The following is a 20,056-nucleotide window of genomic DNA, read 5'->3' on the forward strand; positions in this document are numbered from 1 at the left end:
TTCTGATCCCCATGGGAATTACTCCGATACTTCTGCGGTGTGGGCTGATGCGGTGTGGTGCAGGAGGGAGGCGGCGGTGGCCACGGCGCCGGCAACATCGCCGTCCTGCGGGTACAGGAGGGTCCGGCCGACCGTGAGGCCCTGCACGCCGGGGAGGGCCAGGGCGGCTTCCCAGGTGGCGAACACTTCGTCCTGGGTGCCTTCCGGGTCTCCGCCCAGCAGCACGGTGGGCATGGTGGTGGCGGCCATCACGCGCTCCATCTCGGCCACCACGGGGAGTTTCATCCAGGTGTAGGCACTGGTGGAGCCGAGGCCTTCGGCGATGGCGATGGATTTGATGACGGCGTTGGTGGAGAGGTCGTTGCGGACCTTGCCGTTTTCGCGGACGGACAGGAAAGGCTCCACCATGGCGATCAGCTTGCGTTCGGCGAGGGAGTCGATGGCCTTGGCTGTCGCTTCCAGCAGGGCCACGGTGTCGGTGTCGCCGAGGCAGATGCGGGTGAGCATCTTGCCGCCGTCGGCCCCGAGCGCTTCCAGTGCGGCGGCGGTGTGGCCGGTGAAGCGGTCATCGAATTCGTTGACCAGGCCGGAGAGCCCGCCGCGGTTCATCGATCCGAAGAGCAGCTTGCCGTCGAGTGCGCCCAACAGCAGCAGGTCGTCCATGATGTCCGGGGAGGCCAGCACGCCGTCCACGTCCGGGTTTGCCAGTGCGATCTGCAGCCGGTCCAGCAATTGGCGGCGGTCCGCCATGGCCACGGGATCATTGCCGACGGCGAGGGCGCCGCGGGCCGGGTGGTCCGCCGCGACGATGAAGTTCTGCCGGCCGTACTTGAGGCCGGGGTGCCGGCGCCGGGCCTTGGCGGCGCGGGCCACAGCCTCCGGGTCCTCCAGGCGGATGGTGCTCAGGTGGGCGTAGCGGCGGGGATCGTCGTCGAGGGCATTGTTCGAGGCGATGGGTGTGAGGGTCACAGTGCTGCTCCTTCAGTGGCGAACTGACCGGGAACCAGGCGGCCGCGCTCGGCCAGCAGTGAGGTGACCTCTTCCGGCGTCGGCATGGCGTCGGCGCAGGAGAGGCGGGAGGCGACGATCGCGCCGGCGGCGTTCGCGTAGTCGAGGACTTCGGCGAGGCTCCAGCCGGACAGTAGTCCGTGGCAGAACGCTCCGCCGAACGAGTCACCGGCACCTAGGCCGTTGACGGTCTCCACCGGAACGGGGGCGGACACTACGCGCTCGGTGCGGGTTTTGGCCATCACGCCTTCGGGGCCGAGCTTGACGACGGCGATTTCGACGCCGGCAGCCAGGAGCCGGTCGGCCTGCTCGTCCGGGGTGCCCTCACCCACAGCCACGGCGCATTCCTTGTCGTTGCCGATCGCCACCGTGACATGCGGCAGGATCCTGGCGACCTGGGCCCGGGCTTCCTCTTCCGACGCCCAGAACATGGGGCGGTAGTCCAGGTCCAGGATGGTGTACTGGCCGATCCTCAGCTTGTCCCGGTCCCGCGCTTCGTGGGCTTTGATGTGGGCTTCGCGGCTGGGCTCCTGGCACAGGCCGGTGACGGTGGACCAGAAGATCCCGGCGTCCCGGATGGCGTCAAGGTCCAGCTCGTCGGCCTTGATCTGCAGGTCCGGTGCCGTGGGGAAGCGTCCGTAGAAGTAGAGCGGGAACTCGTCCGTGGCCGGCTTGATCGCGCAGAACGTCACCGCGGTGGGCCATTCCTTCACCGGTGCAACGAACGTGTCATCAACACCAAATTTGTGGAGTTCGCGGTGCAGGTACTTTCCGAAGGCGTCATCGCCGGTGCGGGTGATCACTCCGGTCCGGCGGCCGTGCCGGGCGGCTGCGACAGCCACGTTGGAAGGTGATCCACCGAGGTACTTTCCGAAGGACGTGACGTCCTCCAGATCAACCCCGATGTCATTCGGGTAGATATCAACGCTGATGCGCCCGATCGTGAGCAGTTCGTGGGTCACGGTAATCGCGGACCTTTCTGGTTTGAACTCTGTACCTCTGAACAGATAGAGCTCCGGTTCCTGGCGGACCCCCGTGAGCGGGGCCACAACCACTACTTTGCCCTAGAATTATTGTCCTGTCAAAGGTTTGTACTGACATATTTACAACTTGGCATAGCGCGGTGAAATGGCAGCCTCCGGGCCGCACCCCGCGGGCTGAAGTGCGGCGATTATTTGCGCGGAACGGCCAGTTCGCCGGTGACATACTGGGCCCGCCCGAAGCCGAAAGACCAGTCGCCGGCAGTGTTCTCCACATACCCGATGAACACGTCTTCACCGGCCACACCCAGCTCCGCCAGCCTCCCGGCGATGGCCGCAAAGAGGGACTGCTTCGCATCCTGGCTCCGGCCGCCCTGGGTAAAAATCTGGATCATCACCACATCCGGCGTGCGCTCAAAGCCGAGTCCGGCATCCTGGGCGAAGATCTGCCCGCGGGGGTGTTCGGTGAGGACGTGGAAATAGTCGCGCTCCGGAATCCCGTACTCGGCCAGGATCGCATCGTGGATCCCCCGACTGAGGCGGCTCAGATCCTCGGGGCTGCGCCCCTGGTTCACATCAATTCGTACCAGCGGCACATTAGCTCCTTAAGTAGTTTGTCCTGACATGCTAACAAAGTACATCCACGAAGGACAAGGCCCGTCGGAAATGACCCCTTGCCACGGATCCCGTTCCGGGCGTAGCCTTAAACAACCAAAAGGTTGATAAAGCAATTGATTGATTACATATTCACTGTTTTGACAACTGGCAACGGACGGGGTGATTGGCAGGCCATGGACACCGGCGACGACGAACTGCTCGACGCAGCCTTCCTGGCCCTGGCCGACCCGGTCCGCCGCCGCATCATCTCCCGGCTCAGCCGGGGCCCGGCCACCGTAAACGAACTGGCGGAACCCTTCGCGATCACCAAGCAGGCGGTCTCGAAGCACATCCAGGTCCTCGAGCAGGCACAGCTGGTCACCCGCACGCGTGACGCCCAGCGCCGGCCCGTCCACCTGAACCCCGCACGGCTGGAGGCGCTCACCGCATGGATCGACCAGTACAGGCTGGTCCGCGAGGGGCAGTTCCGCAGCCTTGATGCCGTGCTCCACGCAAACGCCGCTCCACGCGGCACTCAGGCAAAGGATTCGTGATGAGCAATTCCTTGAAACTCTCCGTTCCGGAGGGGCAGCCCTTCATCGAGTACGAGCGGGAGTTCGATTTCCCGGTTGCGGATGTCTTCCGCGCCCACAAGGAGCCGGAGCTGATCGCCCAGTGGCTGGGCCCCCGCAGACTCCGGATGGACATCGACCACTACGATTTCCGCACGGGCGGAAGCTACCTCTACACGCATACGGCACCAGACGGCCAAAGCTACGGCTTTAGCGGCATCTTCCACACCGTCCGGGACAATGAGTTCGCCGTCCAGACCTTCGAATTCGACGGTTATCCGGACGTGGTCAGCATCGAGTACCTCACCTTCGAGGACCTGGGCGGCGGCCGGTGCCGCCTGACAGGGCACTCCGTCTACCCCAGCCAGGAGGCCCGCGACGGCATGGCGCAGTCCGGCATGGAAGGCGGCATGACGGAGGGCTACGAGCGGCTCGACGAGCTCCTCAGCGGCGCGGCCACCGACACGTCCAGCACGGGCCAGCGGAAGGCAGGAAAGGTGACGGCATGAGCAACGCGCTGAAACTCCTGGCCCCGGAGAACGTGCCGTTTGTGGACTCCGAGCGCGAGTTCGATTACCCGGCGGCAGCTGTCTTCCGCGCCCACTCCGATGCGGAGGTGTTCCGGCAGTGGATCGGACCGCGGGAATTGAGCACGAGGATCGACGTCTTCGACTGCCGCCCGGGCGGAACGTACCGCTTCGTGCAGGAGGGGCGGGACGGCCGCCAGCACGCGTTCCGCGGTGTCTTCCATACGGTCCGCGAGAACGCCTTCGTGCTGCAGACCTTTGAGTATGAGGGCTACCCGGACACCGTGACCCTGGAATTCGCAACATTCCAGGATCTGCCGGGCGGACGCTCCCGGCTCACCGGCCGTTCCGTGTATCCCAGCGTCGAGGCCCGCGAGAGGTTCCTTGCCGACGGCATGGAATCCGGCATCGCCGCCGGCTACGACCATCTGGACGAGCTGCTCGGCCGGTCCCCCGCCGGGTCCGCCGCTTAAGCCGCTTACGCCGCTTAAAAGAAAAGTACGACGGCGTCCGGTCACCTTCCAAGGGGAAGGCGGCCGGACGCCGTCGTACTCTAAAACATTCCTGCGGGCAGGGGGCGTGACCTAGAGGGTCGCGAAGACCTCGCGGAGGAGCTTGGCGGTCTCGGACGGCGTCTTGCCGACCTTGACGCCGGCAGCCTCGAGGGCTTCCTTCTTGGCCTGTGCGGTGCCCGCGGAGCCGGAGACGATGGCGCCTGCGTGGCCCATGGTCTTGCCTTCCGGAGCGGTGAAGCCTGCCACGTAGCCGACAACCGGCTTGGTGACGTGAGCCTTGATGTAGTCAGCGGCACGCTCTTCGGCGTCGCCGCCGATCTCGCCGATCATCACGATCGCCTTGGTCTCGGGGTCGGCTTCGAAGGCTTCCAGCGCGTCGATGTGCGTGGTGCCGATGATGGGGTCGCCGCCGATGCCGATGGCGGTGGAGAAGCCCAGGTCGCGCAGCTCGTACATCATCTGGTAGGTCAGGGTACCGGACTTGGAGACCAGGCCGATGGGGCCCTTGCCCGTGATGTTTGCCGGGGTGATGCCTACGAGGGCCTCACCCGGGGTGATGATGCCGGGGCAGTTCGGTCCGATGATGCGGGTGATCTGCTTGCCGTTGGCGTCAACCGTTGCCTGCGCCAGCGCCCAGAACTCGGCGGAGTCCTGTACCGGCACGCCTTCGGTGATGACGACGACCAGGCCGATGCCGGCCTCGATGGCTTCAACGACGGCGTCCTTGGTGAATGCCGGCGGGACGAAGACGATGGAGACGTCGGCGCCGGTCTCGGCCATGGCTTCCTTGACGGTGCCGAAAACGGTGATTTCGTTATCGCCGTGCAGGACCGTGGTGCCGGCCTTGCGTGCGTTGACGCCGCCAACAACGTTGGTGCCGGCCTTGAGCATCAGGGCGGTGTGCTTGGTGCCTTCGCCGCCGGTGATGCCCTGGACGATGACCTTGGAGTCCTTGTTCAGATAGATCGACATGGTGCGTCCCTTTACTTAGCTGCGTTGGCGAGCTCGGCGGCCTTGTCGGCGCCCTCGTCCATGGTGGCGGCCAGGGTAACCAGCGGGTGGTTGGCCTCGGCCAGGATGCGGCGGCCTTCCTCGACGTTGTTTCCGTCGAGGCGGACGACCAGCGGCTTGTTCGCGGAGTGGCCCAGCTCGGCCAGTGCTCCGACGATGCCCTTGGCCACGGCGTCGCAGGCGGTGATTCCGCCGAAGACGTTGACGAACACGGACTTGACCTGCTCGTCGCCCAGGATGACGTCCAGGCCGGCTGCCATGACCTCGGCGGAGGCTCCGCCGCCGATGTCCAGGAAGTTGGCCGGCTTGACGTTGCCGTGGTTTTCACCGGCGTAGGCAACGACGTCCAGGGTGGACATGACCAGGCCGGCGCCGTTGCCGATGATGCCGACTTCGCCGTCCAGCTTGACGTAGTTCAGGTCCTGCGCCTTGGCCTTGGCCTCGAGCGGGTCAGCAGCGTCCTTGTCTTCCAGGAGTGCGTGCTTGGCGTGCCGGAAATCGGCGTTTTCGTCCAGGGTCACCTTGCCGTCAAGGGCAACGATGTCGCCGGCGCCGGTCTTGACCAGCGGGTTGACCTCCACCAGGGTGGCGTCTTCCTTCTTGAAAACGTCCCAGAGCTTCAGGATGACGTCGGCGACTTTGCCGCGCAGTTCCTCAGCGAAGCCGGCAGCGGCAACGATTTCGTCGGCCTTGGCCTGGTCGATGCCCACTGCGGGATCGATGGCGACCTTGGCCAGGGCGTCGGGGCGTTCGACGGCGAGCTGTTCGATTTCCATGCCGCCTTCTACCGAGCACATGGCCAGGTAGTTGCGGTTGGCCCGGTCCAGGAGGACGGAGAAGTAGTATTCCTCGGCGATGTCCGCGCCCTGGGCAATCATGACCTTGTTGACCGTGTGGCCCTTGATGTCCATGCCCAGGATGTTGGTGGAGTGCTCCAGCGCCTCATCGGCGGTCTTAGCGACCTTAACGCCGCCGGCCTTGCCGCGGCCACCGACCTTAACCTGTGCCTTGACGACAGTTACGCCGCCGATCTTCTCGGCAGCTGCCTTTGCTTCTTCAGGGGTGTGCGCCACGATGCCAGCAAGCACGGGTACACCGTGCGCCTCGAACATATCGCGCGCCTGATATTCAAACAGGTCCACGGTTTAGTGTCCTTCTACGTCGAAGTAGTTTCTGTACAGCCGGACCCCACGTAATCGTGGTTACCGGGCTGCGGAATAAACGCACCCTGCGACAGGTTAGGAAACGAGCCACACGGCGCAATGCTCCTCTCGGAACTCTAGTCCTTTCTTCGGACCGGCCCGTTCCAGAGTACCCGTTATGTGAGTAAGGACACTATTCTATGGAGCGTAGAAAAACCCCTAGATTACGGGGATTTTGGCGCCACTGAGGGCGTTGCGGAGGGGTCCGCGCCCGCTCCGGAAACTAGTTCGTAATGGTCCCGCGAAATGAAGAAAGCAACGCCGGCCGAGACGTTTCCGCAGGCCACACCGTCGTTGTAGGCCGAGCAGCGCAGGCCGTTCCGCTCAAGGTTCTGTCCGTCCGCCAGGACGGGGAGCTGGGAGATGGAGCCGGCTTTAGTGCCCTTGGGCCCGAATTCCGCTTCCATCCGGGTTACACCGGAGCGGCATTCCCCGTACGTCGCCTTGTCCGGGGTGAGCAGCGCGGCGCCGCCGAGGTAGCCCAGGCCGGTGCCGGCACAGTCGTCGGTCACGTCGGCGGCTTCGGGTTTGGGGTAGACGGCGAGTTCGCAGTGCGCCACCGGGACGATGGCCAGCTTGTTGTTGGCGGCGTCGCTGTAGGCGTTCTGCTCGTACGGCAGGTTGATGTGCTCGCCGCGTTGCGACGTCAGCGAACAGACGGCGCTGTGATCGGCAGTGACGAAGCTCAGCACGCCTTCCCCTGCGGAGAACGGGGCGGCGTCCGCCACCGGGGCCTGCTTGAGCTGTTCCAGCGCGGAAAGCGGCGGCGGCGGGACGTAGTCCGGGTCCTCCCGGGTGATGGTGCACGCAGTGCAGGCCAGCAGGATGAGGGCGGCCAGGATCCCCGGTACAGTCCGTCGCATGGCCTCCATTATGCCGTCACCGGCTAGGAGCCGGCGGCAGGTCCTGCACTTTCGACGACGGCGGCAGCCGCCTCGGCCGGGTCCGCCTGGTCAAACTGCTCACGCATCTGCGCCGCCCGTCTTTTCCAGGCAGGATCCCCCAGGACGTCAGCCACCGCCCGGGCAATGTCGCCGGACCTGGGCGCCTCGGTCCGCAGGCTGATGCCCACGCCGGCGTATTCGACGCGGGCGTTGACGTCGCTCTTGCCCTCGTTGATGCCGGACACCACCAGCGGAACGCCCTTGGACAGGCTCAGCTGCACGCCGCCAAAACCGCCGTTACTGATGAACACATCGGTGTGCTCGAAGACTTTGGCGAAATCCACGTAGTCACGCACCATGATGTTGGGCTGCGGATACCGGGCCTTCAATTCCTCGGTGCCACGGCCGCCGGTGGCAACGATCACCAGCGCGTCCAGGTCCTTCACGGCTTCGAGCGCAGGGACGATCAGCTTGCCTTGGTCGATGTTGTCCACGGTTCCCTGCGTCACCACGATGGTGGCCGGGTAGGACCGCGGCCGTGCCCCGTCGTCGCCCGGCACCACCTCTGCTGAGCGGGCACCGTCCGCCCCGGGGCCGACAGCCTCCGGTGCCCGGTAGGGAAGAAGCGCGCCGACGTAATGGACCTTCGGATTGACGGTCCGGCGCGGGAAGTCCAGCGACTCCGGGCCCGTTTGGATGACGGCAGCCGCGCAGCGGTACGGTTCATCGGTCAGCCGTCCCCGGCGGGGGACCTCCTGGCCGTACGCCGCGTGCTGCCGTCTGTAGCTCTGGCTGGCAGGCCGGAGGATGACCTTGTCTGACAGCAGCCCCGCCGCGGCCTGGGCGGCTTTTTCTGCCAGGTTGCGGGACGGCTTGAACCCGAAGAAGAGCGGCGGCACCAGGGGGTCGCTTTCCATGTTGGGAATCGCCACAAACGTCACTACCGGCGTGCTCATCAACCGGGAAACCAGCCGCTGGATGAACATGGAGCTGTCCACCACGGCCACGTCGAACGGGAAGTCGCCGCGGAGCTCCCGGATGTCCTCGAAGAAGTGGCTGATGTTGCTGGCAAAGATCTTTTCGCCGTCGAAGCCGATGGCCCGGGGGCCCTTGAGCCTGGCGCGTTCCGGATACAGCTCGTTCAGGTTGTCGCCCCGGTGCTCAATGGCGCGGCGGAACGGGAAGTGCTGAACCTCGAGCTTGCGCAGTTTGTCCGCGAAGACAGGTCCTGTGTACCAGCCGACGTCGTGGCCGCGCTCCCTGAGCCGCACGGCAACGCCGGTCATCGGATTGAAGTGGCCCTCAATGGCCTGGCTGGCGAACAGGATCTTCATGGTCCCCCCGGACTCGCTTTGAGCCTGAGCGGCTCCGCGCCGCGAGACTGCGGCGCTATGCGTCCAGTTTGGTCAGCGGCGCGTACCTTAGCAATAGCCGCTTCTCGCCAACGCTGAACTTCACCTTCGCGACTGTCTTGTCGCCGGCGCCTTCAACGGCCAGGACCGTGCCGTTGCCGAAACTTGTGTGATTGACCTTGTCCCCCACGCTAACGGCCACCACTTCCTTCTGCGGCTGCACGCGGTTCTTCGCGACGGCGGCGGGCACGTCGGCTTTGAAGCCGGCGGAAGGGCTCGCAGCGTTGCCGCGGGCTGTGCCGGCGCCCCAGAACGAGCCGCTGTACCGGCTGGATCCGATGGCGGCGCCGCTCCCCCAGCCGCCGACCTGGCGGCTGGTGCCTTCGCGCCGCCATTCCACCAGTTCGGCCGGGATCTCCTCGATGAACTGGCTGGCCGGGTTGTACTGGCTCTGGCCCCACATGCTGCGGACCTCCGAGCGGGTCACGTAAAGGCGCTTCCGTGCACGGGTCAGGCCCACGTAGGCAAGCCGGCGCTCTTCCGCGAGCTCCTTGGGATCCGTGGCGGACCGCTGGTGCGGGAAGAGTCCGTGCTCCATGCCGGTGAGGAACACCACCGGGAACTCCAGCCCCTTGGCCGTGTGGAGGGTCATCAGCGTGACAACGCCCAGCCGTTTGGCTTCCGCGACGGCGGCATCGATATCCGCGCCGGGGGCGTCCGGGATCTGGTCTGCGTCCGCAACGAGCGAGACCTGCTCCAGGAAGGCGCCCAGGGATCCTTCCGGGTTTTCCTGCTCGTATTCGCGCACGACGGCGACGAGTTCGGCGAGGTTCTCCACGCGGGACTCGTCCTGGGGATCCGTGCTGGACCGCAGGCCGGCCAGGTAGCCGGTCTGTTCCAGGACGGCTTCCAGGGCTGCCGCCGCGCCGGAGCCGGTGGCCACCTCCGCGAGGTCATCCAGCAGCTTCACGAAGCCCAGCACCGCATTGACCGAGCGGGTGGCCATGCCGGGAGCCTGGTCCGCGCGGCGGGCGGCGGCCATGAACGACGTGCGTTCGCGTTCGGCAAGGGCGGCCACAGCGCCCTCGGCGCGGTCGCCGATGCCGCGCTTGGGCTCGTTGAGCACCCGCCGGAGGTTGACGTCGTCGTCGGGGTTGACCAGGACGCGCAGGTACGCGAGGGCGTCCTTGATTTCCTTGCGCTCGTAGAAGCGCGTGCCGCCCACCACTTTGTACGGCAACCCGACGCGCACCAGGACGTCTTCAATCGAGCGGGACTGGGCGTTGGTGCGGTAGAAGATGGCGACGTCGCCGGGGCGCAGGTTGTCCTCGTCCTGCAGCCTGTCGATTTCCTTGGCGATGAACTGGGCTTCGTCGTGTTCGTTCTCGCCCACGTAGCCGATGATTTTGTGGCCCTCGCCCTCGGCGGTCCAGAGCCGTTTCTCCGGCCGGTTGGGGTTGCGCGAGATCACCGAGTTGGCGGCGGAGAGGATGTTCTGGGTGGAGCGGTAGTTCTGTTCCAGCTTGATGGTGCGGGCGTTCGGGTAGTCCTTTTCGAACTCCACGATGTTGCGGATGTCGGCGCCGCGGAAGGCGTAGATGGACTGGTCCGAGTCGCCCACCACGGTGAGTTCGGAGGCCCCGGGTCCCTCGCCCACAATTTCGCGGACCAGTGCGTACTGTGCGTGGTTGGTGTCCTGGTACTCGTCCACGAGGACATGCCGGAAGCGCCGCCGGTAGGACTCGGCGAGCGCCGGAAAGGCCCGGAACATGTAGACGGTCTCGGCGATGAGGTCGTCAAAATCCATGGCGTTGGCCTGGCGCAGCCGCTGGGTGTAGCCCTTGAAAACATCGGCCACGGCTGATTCGAAGGGATCGTTGTGGTTGGCCGACAGGGCGTAGGAGTCGGCGTCGATCAGCTCGTTCTTCAGGGCCGAGATCTTGTGCTGGATGGCCTTGGGCGCGAACTTCTTGGGATCGAGGTCCAGGCTCTTGGACACCTGGGTCACGAGGCGGAGGGAGTCCGCGGAGTCATAGATGGAGAAGTTGGACTTCAGTCCGACGTTAGCGGCCTCCTGCCGGAGGATCCGCACGCAGGACGAGTGGAACGTGGAGATCCACATGATCTTGGCCTTGCCGCCAACCAGCGCCTGGATGCGCTCCCGCATTTCCGCGGCCGCCTTGTTGGTGAAGGTGATGGCCAGGATCTCACCGTGATGCGCCTGCCGGGTGGCGATGAGGTACGCGATCCGGTTGCTGAGTACCCGGGTCTTGCCGGATCCGGCTCCGGCAACGATGAGCAACGCGCTGCCGGAATGCTTGACCGCTTCCTCCTGCTGGGGGTTGAGGCCCTGCAGGAGTTCATCCGCTCCGGGCAGCCGCGGGTGCGCCCGTTCCCGGTCGGATTCCTGGCCGCCGCTCCCGTACCGTGCAGGATCTTCCCCGCCCCCGGGGCGCGACTTAGTGAGCGCTGCCGCTCGCGGGGCAGCCTTGAACGGTCCGTCAGCGTAGGGGTCAAACAACATATCCATGGTGCTATAAGTCTAGGCGGTGGGGCCGACACTAACGTCCGGGCTTACTCCACCGAGCCGGCTTCGAGGGCCGAACGGAGCTGCCGGACCGCCGTCGTTCCGCCTGCCATGAACCATTCGAGCCCGTTCACACGGACTGTCTCGGCGGCGCCGCCGGCGGCGATCACGATCGCCTGGCCGGGGAGCCAGTCCCATTCGGGGCAGCTGTGCTGGAACCAGCAGTCCAGTTCGCCGTCGGCCACCCGGCCCAGGTCGCACGAGCCAGAGCCGAACATCCGCAGCGCCGCTGCAGCGGTGGCCGCGGCGTGCCAGGGCATGGCGCACAGCGGGTCCGCGAGCCAGGACGGGTGGATGTAGGTTGCGGCACCCTGCTCGGCCAGCGGTTTCCGGGTCCTGGCCCCGCCGTCTTCGTGGAAGGAGGTGATCCGTTCTCCGTTGAGGGTTGCGGGCCGGGTGGTTCCGCCGAGCCACAGCTTGTCCTCTTCGGGCTGGAAAATGGCACCAAGCACGGTCCCGGCAGTGTCCTTGAGGGCGAGCGCGGAGCACCAGTACGTGGAGCCGTGCAGGAAGTTGTACGTGCCGTCCACGGGGTCGATCACCCAGGTCCGGCCGCTGCTGCCCTGGACGGACGCCCCTTCCTCCCCCAGGATGCCGTCGTCCGGCCGGCAGCGGCGCAGCTGGTCGAGGACGTAGGCTTCGGCGGCGTGGTCGGCGGCGGTGACAACATCGGAAACCGATGTTTTTTGCTGCCCTTCCAGGCCGCCCTGGCGCATCATAAGCGCCAGCATCCCGGCTTCCCTGACCAGGGCCTCGGCCAGCTGGTAGTCGTCCAGGCCCGCGTTGAGTTCAGCCGCGCTGTGCCTGCCAAGTTTGTGTCTTCCTAGTTCCGTCACGCGTCCCAGCCTATCCGGGGCCACCCGCAAGGGACAGGAACAGGAACAGAACCAGCGATAATGAACGCATGGCCAAGACACCAGCACAGCGGATCAAGAAACACGGCGCCAGGGCGTCCGTTCCCCAGCATCATCTGCCGCCGGTGATCAACCCGACCACCCGGCGGACGCCGGAGAAGGCGCAGAGCAACAGCAGCCTGATCCTGATCGCGGGCGTGGTGGCCAGCCTCTTCCTGTTCTGGTACCTGCACTTGCTGACGCTGAACCAACTCACCCAGCTCTCGGGCGGCCTGCCCATGCCCGATTCGCTGATCGGGGGCTTTGACCAGGGCTTCGTGGAGCAGCTGAGGGCGGCCATGAACGAGGACGCCCGCGGCCAGCTCAACTACCTCCACAAGACGGCGGGCACCCTGTTTCCGCTGATCTTCGCCTTCACCTGGCTGCTGCTGATCGGGACCAACGTTGCGCGCAAACCCCTACGCTGGGCGCTCTGGGCGCTCCCGCTGCTGTTCGCTGCGGTCCGGTTGTGGGGGAACGCCGCCATTGATTCGATGATGTCCGCGTCAACGGCCGACGCCGGCCAGGTTGCACTAGCGTCCGTGCTCACCGTTTCCGGCTGCGTGCTGCTCGTGCTGAGCCTGCTGGCCGGCGGTGCTGCGGTGTTTATCGGCCGGAAGCCGCGGAAGTAGCTCCCGGGGCAGCGGCCCGCGCCGCCTTCCGCGCCCTCAGCTCCTGCCGCACCCGCTGGGCGATGACCAGCCCCGCCGTGGCCAGGCCGATCGTCACCGGGTAGCCCATGAAGCGCTCCAGCGTGCCCGGCTCGGGCACGGCCATCCCGGTGACGCCGCCGGCCACCAGGGCACCGAAGGAAACTGCCCCGCAGGCGAAGATGAACCAGCCCAGGGGTGACTGCCGCAGCCACAGCACCCCCAGCAGCAGCAGTGCCAGCGCGCCCCCGATGAAATACATCAGGGCGCCGGTCAGATGCACGGCAAACAAGCCGGCGTCTTCGGGCACCAGCCCCACGATGATTGTCCCGGTTCCGGCGGTGAAAGTCAGGACCTTGGCAGCGAGGGCGGTGAGCCAGGGAGCGCGGTGGCCCGGGCCGAAAGCGATCCGTATACCGGGACGGGCTGCCACGCACAAGAGCGCGGAGCTGAGGAGCAATGCCCCCGCGAGCATGCCCAGCCCCTGCACCACGAACGAGGCGTTCATCAGCGCGTGCAGGGGCGAGCAGACGTCCCGGTCCTCGTAGATCCCGCAGTGCACGGCCCCAAGGTCACTGATGTAGCCGGTCCGGCGGTCGTAGGGTTCCGGCCCCGCCCACGCCGCGATCACGGCCGATTCCGCCACGAAGTATTGCAGCACGCTCAGCTTGGCCCACGCCCCGAAATACTCCCGGGCGGAGGCGATATCCGGGAGGAACCCGGCCCGGTAGGACGTTGCTGGTGTTGCTGCAGTCATGCCAAGAGCGTAGTACGGGCCCGTACCTTGTATGCTTGTATCCGTGCCCGAACAGGACGGCCTGTGCCAACCGCTTCGGACGCCCGCCCTCGTAGCTCAGTGGATAGAGCACGGCTCTCCTAAAGCCGGTGTCGTTGGTTCGATTCCAATCGAGGGCACTTGAACTTCCACCTGCGCGCGTACCTGCTGGGCAGCTGGTCCGTGGAGCGCACCTTGTGGGACCGCAGTTCCGGAACCCGGGGGACCTTCACCGGCGTCGCCCTGTTTTCCCCCGCGGACGACGACGGCCTTGACTTCCACGAAGAAGGCACCATGCGCTGGCCTACTCCGGACGGCGGCGTGTTCACGGGCCCGGCAAGCCGGAACTACATCCTGCAGCCTGCCGATTCCCCCGACGCGATGGACATGACGTTCCCCGACGGACGGCCGTTCCACCGCATGAGCTTCCGGGAAACGGCCAGCCAGGACAACCACTGGTGTGATCCGGACACCTACCGCGTGACGTACGCCCTCCGCGGACCCGACGAATTCAGCTATTCCTGGGACGTCCAGGGGCCCCGGAAGGACCTGCTCCTGGAATCAGTGCTGCGGCGGCTCGCCCCGGACGCGGATGGGCTAGGGTCGTAGCCGTGAAAGACCGCATTGTTGTGTCCGCCGTCTGCGTCTATGACCGCGCCGGCCGCCTGCTGACCGTCCGCAAGCGCGGCACGGACAAGTTCATGCACCCGGGCGGCAAACCCGAACCCGGCGAAACGGCAGCCCAGGCAGCCTCCCGTGAACTGCTGGAAGAAGTGGGCATCATCGTGGCGCCGGAACATCTCCAGCTCATGGGCGTATGGCTGGCCGACGCCGCCAACGAGGCCGCCACGGATATCGAGGCCACGGTTTTCACTGCCCCCGGGACCTGGCAAGCGCACCCGTCCGCCGAGATAGCGGAAATCCGCTGGCTGGACCTGGCCGGCGAACTGCCGGCCGATCTTGCGCCCCTGTTGACGGACCACGTCCTGCCTGCCCTCGCCGCCGGCGGCAGGTAGCTTCCCGGGCTAGAACTCCGGCACAGCCTCTTCCACGACGGCGCTCGCCTCGGCAAACTGCGTGCGGTACAGCTCCGCGTACCGGCCTTCCGCCGCGAGGAGTTCGGTGTGGGTACCGCGCTCCACGATGGTGCCGTCCTCCACCACCAGGATCATGTCCGCCGCTCGGATGGTGGACAACCGGTGGGCGATCACGACGGCGGTACGGCCCTCGAGCGCGGCGCCCAGGGCCTCCTGGACCGCGGCTTCGTTGGTGGAATCCAGGGCCGCGGTGGCCTCGTCCAGGATCACGACGCGTGGCTGGGCAATGAGCAGGCGGGCGATGGTGAGGCGCTGGCGTTCGCCACCGGAGAGCCGGTAGCCGCGCTCCCCCACCACCGTGTCCAGGCCGTCCGGGAGCGTCCGGATCATGTCTTCGAGCCGGGCCTGCCGCAGCACATCCCACATGAGCTCGTCGCTGGCCTCCGGCCTTGCCAGGCGCAGGTTGGAGGCGATGCTCTCGTGGAACAGGTGCCCGTCCTGCGTCACCATGCCGAGCGTGTGCCGCATCGAATCGAAGGTGAGGTCGCGGACGTCCACCCCGGTCCCCGGAGTGGTTCCGCCGAAGCGGACGGCGCCGGAATCGACGTCGTACAGGCGGGAGAGCAGTTGCGCGATGGTGGACTTTCCGGCGCCCGAGGAGCCCACGAGGGCGACCGTCTGGCCGGGTTCCACCCGGAAGCTGATGCCGTGGAGCACCTCTTCGCCGCCGCGGGTGTCGAGCGTGGACACGTCCTCCAGCGAGGCGAGCGAGACCTTGTCTGCGGACGGGTAGGAGAAGCGGACGTCGTCGAACTCCACGGACAGCGGACCGGCCGGCGATGACACCGCGTCAGGCTTCTGCTGGATAAGCGGCTTGAGGTCCAGGATTTCGAAGACCCGTTCAAAACTGACCAGGGCGCTCATGATCTCGACCCGGGCGTTGGAGAGGGCGGTGAGCGGCGCATAGAGGCGGGTGAGGAGCAGCGCGAGCACCACGACGTCGCCGGCGGCCAGCTGCCCCTGCAGCGCCAGGAAGCCGCCCAGCCCGTAGACCAGGGCAAGCGCCAGTGCCGAGACGAGCGTCAGGGCGGTCACGAAGGTGAACTGCAGCATCGCCGTCCGCACGCCGATATCCCGGACGCGTCCGGCGCGGGCGGCGAATTCCCGGGATTCCTCGTCCGGGCGGCCGAAGAGCTTCACCAGGGTGGCTCCGGGGGCGGAGAAGCGTTCCGTCATCTGGGTGCCCATGGAGGCGTTGTGCTCCGCGGCTTCCCGGCGCAGGTCGGCCAGCTTGGAGCCCATCCGGCGGGCGGGGATGAGGAAGATCGGCAGCAGGATCATGGCGAGCACGGTCACGAGCCAGGACTTGCCCAGCATCACCACGAGGGTGAGCGCGAGGGCAACGACATTGCTCACGACGCCGGACAGCGTCCCTGCGAAGGCGGACTGCGCCCCGATCACGTCATTGTTCAGGCGGCTGACGAGGGCACCGGTCCTGGTGCGGGTGAAGAAGGCGATCGGCATTTTCTGCACGTGGTCGAACACCTTGGTGCGCAGGTCCACGATGACGCCCTCACCGATGGTGGAGGACAGCCAGCGCGTCACCAGGCCCAGTCCGGCCTCGGCAACTGCCACGACGGCGATGAGGACAGCCAGCCGGATCACGACGTCGGCACCCACGCCGGCGATGATGGCATCCACCACCTGCCCGGCAAGGACGGGGGTGGCCACAGCCAGGACCGCCATGGCGATCGAAAGCAGCACGAAGGCGATCAGCTTGCCCTTGTGCGGACGGGCGAAGCCGAACACCCGCTTGAGCGTTGCCTTCGAGAACGGCTTCGATCCGCTCGAGGCGCGCGTTATGTTGTAAAGGGAGCTCCACGCTACCCGGTCCATGCTCATCGTGACTGGCCTTTCGTGGCACGTTCATTGGCGCGGCCCGCGTTGCCTTGCGGCGATCCCGCGCCGGCGAGTTGTTCGGTCACCACACCGTCCTCGACGTTCCACCGGACGTCCAGGCGCACATTTTCCAGCAGCCGCCGGTCATGCGTCACCAGGAGCAGGGCGCCGTCGTAGCTTTCCAGTGCTTCTTCGAGCTGCTCGATCGCGGGCAGGTCCAGGTGGTTGGTGGGCTCGTCCAGGACGAGCAGGTTCACGCCGCGGGCCTGCAGGAGCGCCAGCGCAGCGCGGGTCCGCTCGCCCGGGGAAAGCGAGTCGACCGGACGCGAGGTGTGGTCGGCTTTGAGGCCGAATTTGGCGAGCAGGGTGCGGACCTCGGCGGGAGTCAGGTCCGTCAGGACGGCTTCGACGGCGTCACCCAGGTTGAGGTGGCCGGCGAGCAGGCCGCGGGCCTGGTCGATTTCGCCGATGGCCACCGAGGCGCCCATGGCGGCGTTGCCGGAATCAGGCTCCCGGATGCCGAGCAGGAGCCGGAGAAGCGTCGACTTGCCGGCCCCGTTGGGGCCCGTGATACCGATGCGTTCCCCGGCGTTGAGCTGCAGGTTCACCGGTCCCAGGGTGAAATCGCCCTGGTGCACGACGGCGTCCCGCAACGTGGCCACCACTGCACTGGACCGCGGCGCCTGGCCAATGCTGAACTGCAGCTGCCACTCCTTGCGGGGTTCCTCGACCTCATCGAGCCGGGCGATCCGGGACTCCATCTGGCGCACCTTTTGGGCCTGCTTCTCCGACGATTCCGTGGAGGCCGCGCGGCGGATCTTGTCGTTGTCGGGGCTCTTCTTCATGGCGTTGCGAACGCCTTGGGAGCTCCATTCGCGCTGGGTCCTGGCGCGGGAGACGAGGTCCGCCTTCGTGGACTCAAACTCCTCGTAGCGCTCCCGGGCATGGCGCCGCGCGACGGCGCGTTCCTCCAGGAACGCCTCGTAGCCGCCGTCGTAAACAGCCACGGAATTCTGGGCGAGGTCCAGTTCCACGATGGTGGTGACACACCGTGCCAGGAACTCACGGTCGTGGGACACCAGGACCACACCGCCACGGAGGCCCTGGACGAATGCTTCCAGCTTGGCCAGTCCGTTGAGGTCCAGGTCGTTGGTGGGTTCATCGAGCAGGACCACATCGAAACGGCTCAGCAGCAGGGCCGCCAGCGCCACCCGCGCGGCCTGTCCGCCGGAAAGTCCGGTCATCAGCGCTTCCGGTCCCACGTCCAGGCCAAGGTCGGCCAGGACCGGCGCAATCCGTTCGTCAAGGTCGGCCGCGCCGGAGGCCATCCAGCGGTCGAAGGCCAGGGAGTAGGCGTCATCCGCGCCGGGGGCCCCGGACCCCAGGGCCTCGGCAGTGGATTCCATGTCCGCCGTTGCCTGGGCGCAGCCGGTGCGGCGTGCAACGTAGTCCGCCACGGTTTCCCCGTCCACGCGTTCGTGTTCCTGGGGCAGCCAGCCCACGAAGGCATCGGCCGGGGCCAGGTTCACCGTGCCGGCCAGTGGCTGGTCCACACCGGCCAGGAGCCGCAGCAGGGTGGATTTGCCCGCGCCGTTCGCTCCAACGACGCCCACGACGTCGCCGGGCGCCACTGTGAGGGAAAGTTTTGAGAAGAGTGTGCGGTGGTCGTGACCGCCAGAAAGATCTTTGGCAACTAGGGTTGCAGTCATTAGTCCATCCTCTCACTGCGGCCCAAAACGGCCTGAAATCCCGCCGGGCATGGAGGAACCCGCTGGTCCGGACTTGGGGGGTGTACGGACCAACGGGTTCGACCATTTAGCATAGTTCATATACCCCCCGCCGTAAAATCGACCGACGAATCCAGCCCGCCCCACCCCGCAGGAAGCCATCCATGCCACTCCCCGCCAAGGCGTTCCAACGCTGGCTTCACGGAATTGCACCCCAGGCGAGCACTGCCGATATCTGCAGGATCTCGGGGGTCAAGCGGACCACGTTGGCGCAGCAGCTGGTCCGCGGGAAAGTGGCGGAAAGCACCGTTGTCAGCATCAGCCGGGCCTTCAACATCAACCCCGTGGCGGCACTGGCCACCTTTGAAAATTTCGGCGAGCTCGGCGGGAGTCCGCTGCTTCCCACCGTCGCCGAGCTGGTCAGCCAGATCGCCACGATGGATTTGCTGAAGGCAGTCATTGCCCGCTCCGCCGAGGCTGCGCGAGCGGGCGACACGGACCAGCCGCAGCCGGCCCCGCCGCTGACCCCCGTTCCGCATGCGACGTCGGTGAAGAACTGGGTGGACGCAATCGACGACGGCGAGCTGCGGCACCGGGTGTCGGCAGCCACGGGAATCGCCCCGCAAAACTACTCCGCGCAGCTGACCGCCAACCGGCTGACTCCCGAGCTGGCCATCGCCACGGCCAAGGCGGCCGGCACCGGCCTGACCGGCGGGCTGGTGGCCACCGGCATGATCACCGAGGCGGAGGCCGGCTGGCCGCGGGGGGCGCGGCAGGCAGCCCTGGACGCGTTGTCCGATGGGGAGCTCGCCGCCCTGGCCGGTGACCGGCTGCAAGCACTGGGGAAGACCCTCAAGCGCCAGGAACAAGACCACGAACAAACCAAAACGATCTGGGAGAACCTCGGATGATCGAGATCCTGCAATGGTCCACGCTGGCAATTTGTTGTGCCGCCGCCGTGGCCCGAATTCCAAGCGCCGTCAGGGGTGAGAACAGGTCGCTTTTCTATATTTTCGTACTGGCCACCCTGGCGATCCTCCTGAGCATCGATGGCCCGTACATTGCCATCGACCGGCTGCTCGGAGGCACCAACGTCGCCAACCTCATCCTTCGGTTCGTCATCTTTGCCGTCATCTTCTTCATCGGGCTGCGTTTCATCAGGGGCTTCGGCGCCCATGGGGCGCGGCGGTGGCTCCTGGGCATGCCCGGGCTGCTGGTGCTTGGCGTTATTGCTGCCGCCATGGTCGTCTTCTTCGCCATGATGGATTCGTCCGGCTCATCGGCGGGGCTTGTGGCTGTGTCCCAGAGCAGCGAGAGGAATGCCCGGCTCGTCGAATATTATGGCGCCGCCGGGCGCGCCTATCCTGCCTATGTCTCCCTGGTGCTGCTCCCCGCCATGGCGAAGGCCGTTGCCAGCCGGCTGCCGGTGCTGGTCCGGGCAGGGGCGCTTCTGCTGGCTGTCGGCGGCATCTCGCTGGCCATAAGCCTGCTTTTCCCCTTCATTCCGGCACAGTGGCACTTCCTCAGATTCATCATCAATTACGGGGCCGCGCTCTGCTTTGTCCTCGGCCTTGCCGCCTTTTGGGCTGCGCGGGTCCGGGCGACCCAAATGAGCACCCGGAAGTCATCTACTGCAAAGTAGACTTAGTGCTTTCACAAAATCATTAGAACGTGAGAGAATCATGAAAGTGTGAAAGTGGGTGCGGGCTGGGGTCGTGAATGGGGATAATCCGTTCGGCGCCGGCCGGCCACTGAGCGCTATTGGGGGGATGAGTGGTGGCGGGCCGTTGGGGACCGCCCCCACTCAGCCTGTTTAACGGCGGGATGGCCGCGGGCCAGC

Annotated in this window: 20 protein-coding genes and 1 tRNA gene; 9 read left to right on the top strand and 12 right to left on the bottom strand. The window is 66.3% G+C overall.

Translation table 11 applies throughout. The features are described 5' to 3' along the window. Window positions 1-18 precede the first annotated feature (18 nt). From AC6JAC_RS17705 to AC6JAC_RS17715, 3 genes are all read right to left on the bottom strand, one after another. On the bottom strand, window positions 19-969 hold the full coding sequence (locus AC6JAC_RS17705) for a Cgl0159 family (beta/alpha)8-fold protein (RefSeq protein WP_028271283.1): 951 nt from the start codon (window positions 967-969) through the stop codon (window positions 19-21). After that, window positions 966-1,970, bottom strand: a complete 1,005-nt coding sequence (iolC, locus tag AC6JAC_RS17710) for a 5-dehydro-2-deoxygluconokinase (protein WP_028271284.1) — start codon at window positions 1,968-1,970, stop codon at window positions 966-968. Before iolC ends, AC6JAC_RS17705 begins: the two co-directional genes overlap by 4 nt. A 209-nt stretch (window positions 1,971-2,179) precedes the next feature. Then, window positions 2,180-2,584 carry a tautomerase family protein gene (locus AC6JAC_RS17715; RefSeq protein ID WP_028271285.1) on the bottom strand — a complete coding sequence of 135 codons (405 nt, stop codon included), beginning with the start codon at window positions 2,582-2,584 and terminating at the stop codon, window positions 2,180-2,182. 195 nt (window positions 2,585-2,779) lie between these two features. Here AC6JAC_RS17715 and AC6JAC_RS17720 point away from each other — a divergent pair, with 195 nt between their 5' ends. Genes AC6JAC_RS17720 through AC6JAC_RS17730 form a run of 3 tightly spaced genes read left to right on the top strand, consistent with a single transcriptional unit; the run spans window position 2,780 to window position 4,157 of the window. After that, window positions 2,780-3,139: an ArsR/SmtB family transcription factor gene (locus tag AC6JAC_RS17720; protein WP_028271286.1), complete on the top strand. Its 360-nt coding sequence runs from the start codon at window positions 2,780-2,782 to the stop codon at window positions 3,137-3,139. Continuing rightward, entirely contained in the window at window positions 3,139-3,666 is a 528-nt protein-coding gene (locus AC6JAC_RS17725; RefSeq protein WP_051628903.1) for an SRPBCC family protein, read from the top strand. Before AC6JAC_RS17720 ends, AC6JAC_RS17725 begins: the two co-directional genes overlap by 1 nt. Then, a complete protein-coding gene (locus tag AC6JAC_RS17730; protein WP_028271287.1) occupies window positions 3,663-4,157 on the top strand; it encodes an SRPBCC family protein in 495 nt (164 codons plus the stop codon). The genes AC6JAC_RS17725 and AC6JAC_RS17730 overlap by 4 nt, the downstream gene beginning before the upstream one ends. A 111-nt stretch (window positions 4,158-4,268) precedes the next feature. Here AC6JAC_RS17730 and sucD read toward each other — a convergent pair whose 3' ends face one another. The 6 genes from sucD to AC6JAC_RS17760 form a co-directional block, all read right to left on the bottom strand. After that, window positions 4,269-5,171, bottom strand: coding sequence for a succinate--CoA ligase subunit alpha (gene sucD / locus AC6JAC_RS17735; protein WP_028271288.1), 903 nt, complete (start codon window positions 5,169-5,171; stop codon window positions 4,269-4,271). Window positions 5,172-5,182: 11 nt separating this feature from the next. Then, window positions 5,183-6,352, bottom strand: coding sequence for an ADP-forming succinate--CoA ligase subunit beta (sucC, locus tag AC6JAC_RS17740; RefSeq protein ID WP_011690680.1), 1,170 nt, complete (start codon window positions 6,350-6,352; stop codon window positions 5,183-5,185). 224 nt (window positions 6,353-6,576) lie between these two features. After that, complete coding sequence (locus AC6JAC_RS17745; RefSeq protein WP_497965798.1) at window positions 6,577-7,284, bottom strand: hypothetical protein; 708 nt, start codon at window positions 7,282-7,284, stop codon at window positions 6,577-6,579. A 14-nt stretch (window positions 7,285-7,298) separates the two neighbouring features. Further along, the gene (locus tag AC6JAC_RS17750; RefSeq protein ID WP_497965800.1) at window positions 7,299-8,630 is read right to left on the bottom strand and encodes a glycosyltransferase; all 1,332 of its coding nucleotides are present in this window, start codon (window positions 8,628-8,630) and stop codon (window positions 7,299-7,301) included. 55 nt (window positions 8,631-8,685) lie between these two features. After that, complete coding sequence (gene pcrA / locus AC6JAC_RS17755) at window positions 8,686-11,178, bottom strand: DNA helicase PcrA (RefSeq protein ID WP_497965802.1); 2,493 nt, start codon at window positions 11,176-11,178, stop codon at window positions 8,686-8,688. A 44-nt stretch (window positions 11,179-11,222) separates the two neighbouring features. Then, window positions 11,223-12,071 carry an inositol monophosphatase family protein gene (locus AC6JAC_RS17760; RefSeq protein WP_028271291.1) on the bottom strand — a complete coding sequence of 283 codons (849 nt, stop codon included), beginning with the start codon at window positions 12,069-12,071 and terminating at the stop codon, window positions 11,223-11,225. Between the two features lie 68 nt (window positions 12,072-12,139). Between AC6JAC_RS17760 and AC6JAC_RS17765 the strand changes: the two genes are divergently transcribed. Next, the gene (locus AC6JAC_RS17765; RefSeq protein ID WP_497965804.1) at window positions 12,140-12,760 is read left to right on the top strand and encodes a hypothetical protein; all 621 of its coding nucleotides are present in this window, start codon (window positions 12,140-12,142) and stop codon (window positions 12,758-12,760) included. On the opposite strand, the gene AC6JAC_RS17770 is transcribed toward AC6JAC_RS17765, so the two are convergent. Further along, on the bottom strand, window positions 12,735-13,535 hold the full coding sequence (locus tag AC6JAC_RS17770; RefSeq protein ID WP_497965806.1) for a DUF998 domain-containing protein: 801 nt from the start codon (window positions 13,533-13,535) through the stop codon (window positions 12,735-12,737). The two genes, AC6JAC_RS17765 and AC6JAC_RS17770, sit on opposite strands and share 26 nt — an antisense overlap. A gap of 85 nt (window positions 13,536-13,620) precedes the next feature. On the opposite strand from AC6JAC_RS17770, the gene AC6JAC_RS17775 reads away from it, so the two are divergent. From AC6JAC_RS17775 to AC6JAC_RS17785, 3 genes are all read left to right on the top strand, one after another. Beyond that, window positions 13,621-13,693: transfer RNA gene (locus tag AC6JAC_RS17775), tRNA-Arg, on the top strand. Window position 13,694: 1 nt separating this feature from the next. Then, window positions 13,695-14,162: a DUF6314 family protein gene (locus AC6JAC_RS17780; protein ID WP_497965808.1), complete on the top strand. Its 468-nt coding sequence runs from the start codon at window positions 13,695-13,697 to the stop codon at window positions 14,160-14,162. A 2-nt stretch (window positions 14,163-14,164) separates the two neighbouring features. Continuing rightward, complete coding sequence (locus AC6JAC_RS17785) at window positions 14,165-14,569, top strand: NUDIX hydrolase (protein WP_028271295.1); 405 nt, start codon at window positions 14,165-14,167, stop codon at window positions 14,567-14,569. Between the two features lie 9 nt (window positions 14,570-14,578). On the opposite strand, the gene AC6JAC_RS17790 is transcribed toward AC6JAC_RS17785, so the two are convergent. Both AC6JAC_RS17790 and AC6JAC_RS17795 read right to left on the bottom strand, forming a co-directional pair. Further along, complete coding sequence (locus AC6JAC_RS17790) at window positions 14,579-16,492, bottom strand: ABC transporter ATP-binding protein (protein ID WP_497965810.1); 1,914 nt, start codon at window positions 16,490-16,492, stop codon at window positions 14,579-14,581. Continuing rightward, on the bottom strand, window positions 16,489-18,198 hold the full coding sequence (locus AC6JAC_RS17795) for an ABC-F family ATP-binding cassette domain-containing protein (RefSeq protein ID WP_497965812.1): 1,710 nt from the start codon (window positions 18,196-18,198) through the stop codon (window positions 16,489-16,491). The genes AC6JAC_RS17790 and AC6JAC_RS17795 overlap by 4 nt, the downstream gene beginning before the upstream one ends. A 182-nt stretch (window positions 18,199-18,380) precedes the next feature. Here AC6JAC_RS17795 and AC6JAC_RS17800 point away from each other — a divergent pair, with 182 nt between their 5' ends. Further along, the gene (locus AC6JAC_RS17800; protein ID WP_497965814.1) at window positions 18,381-19,127 is read left to right on the top strand and encodes a hypothetical protein; all 747 of its coding nucleotides are present in this window, start codon (window positions 18,381-18,383) and stop codon (window positions 19,125-19,127) included. Beyond that, complete coding sequence (locus AC6JAC_RS17805; RefSeq protein WP_028271299.1) at window positions 19,124-19,858, top strand: hypothetical protein; 735 nt, start codon at window positions 19,124-19,126, stop codon at window positions 19,856-19,858. The genes AC6JAC_RS17800 and AC6JAC_RS17805 overlap by 4 nt, the downstream gene beginning before the upstream one ends. The last annotated feature ends 198 nt before the right edge of the window (window positions 19,859-20,056 follow it).

The organism is Arthrobacter sp. KUASC02, assembly GCF_059739395.1.

Excerpts from the sequence above, each read along its gene's own strand:
- AC6JAC_RS17745 (WP_497965798.1), bottom strand. The coding sequence starts at position 7,284 with ATGGAGGCCATGCGACGGACTGTACCGGGGATCCTGGCCGCCCTCATC.
- sucD (WP_028271288.1), bottom strand. The coding sequence starts at position 5,171 with ATGTCGATCTATCTGAACAAGGACTCCAAGGTCATCGTCCAGGGCATC.
- AC6JAC_RS17765 (WP_497965804.1), top strand. The coding sequence starts at position 12,140 with ATGGCCAAGACACCAGCACAGCGGATCAAGAAACACGGCGCCAGGGCG.
- AC6JAC_RS17800 (WP_497965814.1), top strand. The coding sequence starts at position 18,381 with ATGCCACTCCCCGCCAAGGCGTTCCAACGCTGGCTTCACGGAATTGCA.
- pcrA (WP_497965802.1), bottom strand. The coding sequence starts at position 11,178 with ATGGATATGTTGTTTGACCCCTACGCTGACGGACCGTTCAAGGCTGCC.
- AC6JAC_RS17795 (WP_497965812.1), bottom strand. The coding sequence starts at position 18,198 with ATGACTGCAACCCTAGTTGCCAAAGATCTTTCTGGCGGTCACGACCAC.
- AC6JAC_RS17790 (WP_497965810.1), bottom strand. The coding sequence starts at position 16,492 with ATGAGCATGGACCGGGTAGCGTGGAGCTCCCTTTACAACATAACGCGC.
- AC6JAC_RS17730 (WP_028271287.1), top strand. The coding sequence starts at position 3,663 with ATGAGCAACGCGCTGAAACTCCTGGCCCCGGAGAACGTGCCGTTTGTG.
- AC6JAC_RS17725 (WP_051628903.1), top strand. The coding sequence starts at position 3,139 with ATGAGCAATTCCTTGAAACTCTCCGTTCCGGAGGGGCAGCCCTTCATC.
- AC6JAC_RS17750 (WP_497965800.1), bottom strand. The coding sequence starts at position 8,630 with ATGAAGATCCTGTTCGCCAGCCAGGCCATTGAGGGCCACTTCAATCCG.
- AC6JAC_RS17805 (WP_028271299.1), top strand. The coding sequence starts at position 19,124 with ATGATCGAGATCCTGCAATGGTCCACGCTGGCAATTTGTTGTGCCGCC.
- AC6JAC_RS17770 (WP_497965806.1), bottom strand. The coding sequence starts at position 13,535 with ATGACTGCAGCAACACCAGCAACGTCCTACCGGGCCGGGTTCCTCCCG.
- AC6JAC_RS17720 (WP_028271286.1), top strand. The coding sequence starts at position 2,780 with ATGGACACCGGCGACGACGAACTGCTCGACGCAGCCTTCCTGGCCCTG.